Annotated in this window: 1 protein-coding gene; it reads left to right on the forward strand. The window is 65.5% G+C overall.

Annotated features, from left to right (window positions below):
* Positions 1-5,451: non-ribosomal peptide synthetase (locus J3361_RS29165; RefSeq protein WP_207967442.1), on the forward strand; the 5,451-nt coding region annotated here is incomplete at both ends.

Below are 5,451 nucleotides of genomic sequence, written 5' to 3' on the forward strand. Positions count from 1 at the left end.
TCAACGACGATGGCGATTGCATCAGCGGCCAGTTCGAATACGCCACCGACCTGTTCGATGAGAGCACCATCGCCCGCTGGGGCCAGCACTTGCTGCACCTGCTCGATGCCATGCTCGACGATGCCACCCAGCCGCTGGCGACCTTGCCGTTGCTGGATAACCTGCAACGTCGCCAATTGCTCGGCGGTTTCAACCAGACCCACGCCCCCTTCCCCGAAGGCCGGCTGGTGCATGAATGGTTCGAAGCGCATGTGCAAGCCCAGCCACAGGCCCTCGCGGTCCAGGCGCAGGGCACCCCGCTCAGCTACGCCGAACTCAATGCCCGGGCCAACCGCATCGCTCACCGCTTGATCGCCGCCGGCCTGCGCCCGGATGAGCGCGTGGCGCTGCTGGTGGAACGCAGTCCCGAGATGATCATCGGCATCCTCGCCATCCTCAAGGCCGGTGGTGCCTACGTGCCGCTGGACCCGAACTATCCGCAGGATCGCTTGCAGCACATGCTCAGTGACAGCTCGCCCCGGGTGCTGCTCAGCCAAGGGCGGCTGGCGGAACAATTGCCACCGCTGGAAATCGCGCAACTGTCGCTGGACGACTCGACCGAAGGCGACGACCACAACCCACGGATCGAAGGCTTGACCTCCCGGCACCTGGCCTACGTCATGTACACCTCCGGTTCCACGGGCAAACCGAAAGGGGTGATGCTCGAGCACCGTTCGGTGTGCAACCAGATCGGTGCCCTGCAAGAACGCTATGGCCTCAACCCCCGCGATCGCGTCCTGCAATTCGCCACCATGACGTTCGACATGTCGGTGGAAGAAATTTTTGGTGCACTGCTGTCCGGCGCCACCCTGGTGCTGCGCAGCGATGCCTGGATCGCCGGCACCGCAGCCTTCGCCACATTGTGCGAACAGCATGGGATCACTGTTGCGAACCTGCCGACGGTGTTCTGGCAACAGCTCAGCCGTGATCAGCATGTGCCGCTGCCGACCTCGTTGCGCCAGTTCATGATCGGTGGCGAAGCGGTGGGCAAGCAGGCCGTGAGCCAATGGTTCGCCCGTGCCGGCCATCGCCCGGCGCTGTTCAATGCCTACGGCCCGACCGAGGCCACCGTGAACGCCTCGATCCGCCTGATGGAAAGCGACCACGACGATTTCCGCTCCATCGGCAAACCGGTGCGCAACACCCAACTGCATGTGCTCGATGCCAGCGGCAACCTCGTCCCGCTCGGCGTTGCTGGGGAGATTCACATTGGTGGTGTCGGTGTCGCTCGCGGTTACCTCAATCGCCAGGCATTGACGGCCGAGCGTTTCATCGCCGACCCGTTCAGCACCGACCCGGACGCCCGTCTGTACAAGACCGGCGACCTCGGTCGCTGGCTGCCTGACGGTACCCTGCAGTACCTGGGCCGCAATGACGACCAGGTGAAGATCCGCGGTTTCCGCGTGGAACTGGGTGAGATCGAAGCCCTCCTCGCCGGCTGCGCCGGTGTGCGTGAAGCGGTGGTGGTGGCCCAGGAGAGCCAACCGGGCCAATCGGACAGCAAGCGCTTGATCGCCTACCTGTGCGGTGAACCGGTGCCGGTGGAGCAATTGCGCAGCGTCTTGCTGGCGGCCCTGCCCGACTACATGGTGCCCAGCGCCTTCGTCCAACTCGAAGCTCTGCCGTTGACCCCCAACGGCAAGCTCGACCGCCGCGCCCTGCCCGCACCGGGTCAGGAAGCCTTCGCCAGCCGAGCCTACGAGGCTCCACGGGGCGCGATCGAACAGACCGTTGCGAGCGTCTGGCAAGACCTGCTGGGCATCGAGAAAGTCGGTCGGCATGACCGTTTCTTCGAACTCGGCGGCCATTCGCTGCTGGCCGTGAGCTTGATCGATCGCCTGCGCCAGCATGGCCTGGGCGCCACGGTGCGTACCGTGTTCACCGCCCCCAGCCTGCGGGAAATGGCCCAGGCCTTGAATCGCAGCGATGAGCCCTTGTTCCTGGCCCCGGCCAACCGCATCCCGGCCGATTGCACGATGCTGGCACCGGACATGCTGCCCCTGGTGGAACTGACCCCGGCGCAACTGGAACGGATCGTCAATGCCGTACCGGGCGGCGCTGCCAACGTGCAGGACATCTACCCCCTGGCCCCGTTGCAACAGGGCATCCTGTTCCATCATTTGCTCGGGCACGAAGGCGACGCCTACCTGGTGCGCTCGATGATCGAGTTCGACGACCGCCAGCGCCTCGATGCCTTCACCGCCGCCTTGCAACAGGTGATCGACCGCCACGACATCCTGCGCAGTGCCGTGCATTGGGTCGGCCAGCCGCAGCCGGTGCAGGTGGTGCAGCGCCAGGCAGTACTGCCGGTCCAGCCCATCACCCTGGCGGCCGATGAGGACCCGCGCGCTCAACTGGAACGCTTGAGCGATCCACGTCACCTGCGCCTGGATTTGCAACAAGCGCCGTTGATGCGCGCCTGCATCGCCCAGGATCCGCATTCCGAACGCTGGTGGCTGGCCCTGCTGGACCATCACATGATCAGCGACCACGTGTCCCTGGGCATCGTCCTCGAAGAAATCCAGCAACTGATGCAGGGCCAGGGCGCCCAGTTGCCGACGCCGATGCCTTATCGGGAGTTTGTCGCCCAGGTGCTCGCCACACCGCCCCAGGCCCATGAAGCCTATTTCACCCGGCGCCTGGCCAGTGTCGAGGAACCCACCGCACCGTTCGGCGTGCTGGACGTCCAGGGCGATGGCGCCCAGGTGGTCGAAACCAGCGTGCGTCTGGACCGTGACCTGAATCTGCGGATCCGCGCTCAAGCGCGCCTGGCCGGCGTGACACCGGCGGTGCTGTTTCATATCGCCTGGGCCCAGGTGCTCGGGCGCTGCACCGGCCGCGACGATGTGGTGTTCGGCACGGTGGTCGCCGGGCGCCTGCAAGGCTCACTGGGGGCCGACCGGGCCCTTGGCGTGTTCATCAACACCTTGCCGGTGCGGGTACGACTGGCCGGGCTTGGCGTCAGCGCGCTGGTGGACGAAACCTACCGCGACCTCAGCGAACTGCTCGCCCACGAACAGGCCTCCCTGGCCCTGGCCCAGCGTTGCAGCGGTGTCGGCGCGGGCCTGCCGCTGTTCACCACGTTGCTCAATTACCGCCATCAGACCGACGGCGGCTCGCTGGCCAACGACGATCAGGTCTTGGCCTGGGACGGCGTGCGCTTCCTGAGCAACGAGGCCCGCACCAACTACCCGATCGAAGTGGCCGTGGCGGATGAAGGCGACGGGTTCTCCCTGACCGCCCAATCCATCACCGGCATCGACCCGCAACGCATCGCCGATTATCTTGCCCAGGCCGTCACCGCACTGGTCGACGCCCTTGAACAAACTCCGGAACGCCTCGCCAGCCAACTGGACGTGCTGCCCGCCAGCGAACGGCAATTGCTGCTGACGGACTTCAACCGCACCGCCAGCGATTTCGGCGCCGCGCAACCGATCCATCTGCTGTTCGAAACCCAAGTCCAGGCCAACCCCGACGCCGTGGCCCTGATCTGCGAAGAACAGCAACTGACCTACCGCCAGCTCAATCGCCGCGCCAACCACCTGGCCCGGCAGTTGCTCGCCCTCGGTGTCCAGCCCGACCAGCGCGTGGCCGTCTGTGCCGAGCGCAGCCTGGACATGATCGTCGGCCTGCTCGGCGTGCTCAAGGCCGGTGCTGCCTACGTGCCCATCGACCCGGCCCATCCTGCCGAGCGCATGGCCTTCATGCTCAACGACAGCCAGCCACGGGCGTTGGTGACCCAGTCGGCCTTGTCGTTGCCAGCCGGCGAACTCCCGCTGCTGTTGCTCGATACCCCTGAATCGCAGCAAGCGGCGGATGACGCTGATTGCGATGCGAATCCGCAGGTAGCGGGCCTGACCGCCGAACACCTGGCCTATGTGATCTACACCTCCGGTTCCACCGGCCAGTCCAAGGGTGTGATGATCGAGCACCGTTCGGTGTTCAACTTCTGGCAGGTGCTCCGCCGCACCACTCACCAGCATTGCCCGACCCCGGCCACCGTGGCGCTGAACGCCGGGTTCTTTTTCGACATGTCGATCAAGGGCATCGCCCAGCTGTTCTCCGGCCACCGGCTGGTGATCATCCCGCAACTGATCCGCGCCAGCGGCCATGAACTACTGGACTTCCTCGAACAGCACCAGGTGCACGCCTTCGACTCCACGCCATCGCAGCTCGACACCCTGCTCGCCGCCGGCCTGCTGGAACGCAACAGCTACCAACCGGTGAGCGTGCTACTCGGCGGCGAAGCGATCAATGCCGCGACCTGGACGAAGTTGCGCGACTGCCCGAGCATCCGCTTCTACAACATGTACGGTCCGACCGAATGCACGGTGGACGCCACCATCGACTTGATCCGCGACCTCGGCGAACGCCCGAGCATTGGCCGGCCGATTGCCAACGTCCAGGTGCATGTGCTCGATGCCCATGGGGAACCGACGCCGTTGGGCGTGGCTGGCGAGCTGCACATTGGCGGCGCCGGCGTGGCCCGGGGTTACCTGAACCGAGCGGAACTGAGCGCCGAGCGTTTTATTGCCGACCCGTTCAGCACCGCGCCGAACGCACGGCTGTACAAGACCGGCGACCTTGGTCGTTGGCTGGCCGACGGCACGCTGGAGTACCTGGGGCGCAATGACTTCCAGGTGAAAATCCGTGGCTTCCGTATCGAGTTGGGCGAGATCGAGAACGTCTTGCTTGGCTGTGCCGGTGTCACCGATGCCGTGGTGATCGCTCGCGAGGACAATCGCCTGGTGGCGTACCTGTGCGGTGAACCGGCCAATGCCGAACAACTGCGCAGCACCCTGCTCAATCACCTGCCTGAATACATGGTGCCCAGCGCCTTCGTCCACCTCGATGCCCTGCCCCTGACCGCCAACGGCAAGCTCGATCGCCGCGCCCTGCCGGCCCCCGGCCTGGAATCCCTGGCCAGCAAAACCTACGAAGCCCCCCAAGGCGACACCGAAATCGCCCTCGCCGATATCTGGAAAGAGCTGCTGCAATTGGATCAGGTCGGCCGCCACGACGGCTTCCTCGAACTCGGCGGTCATTCCCTGCTGACCGTGCAGTTGCAGGCCCGCCTGCATCAGGACCTCGGTGTCGAGATCGACCTGCGCACCCTCTTCGCCCAAGCCTCGTTGAGCGAACTGGCCCAGCGCGTGGATCAGGCCGGCCAGTCCCAGATCCAGCCCATCGAAGTCGTGTCCCGCGACCAGGCGTTGCCGCTGTCCCTGGCCCAGCAACGCCTGTGGTTTCTCGATCAATTGGACCACGCCGCCAGCGTCGCCTATCACATGCCCGCCGCGCTGCACCTGCGCGGCAACCTGGATCGCAACGCCCTGCAACGGGCCCTGGACCGCATCGTCGCCCGTCACGAAAGCCTGCGCACCACCTTCGAACGCCGTGACGGCGAAGTCC

Origin of the sequence: Pseudomonas sp. OA65, from assembly GCF_017498305.1 — a bacterium.
GTDB lineage: Bacteria > Pseudomonadota > Gammaproteobacteria > Pseudomonadales > Pseudomonadaceae > Aquipseudomonas > Aquipseudomonas zanjanensis.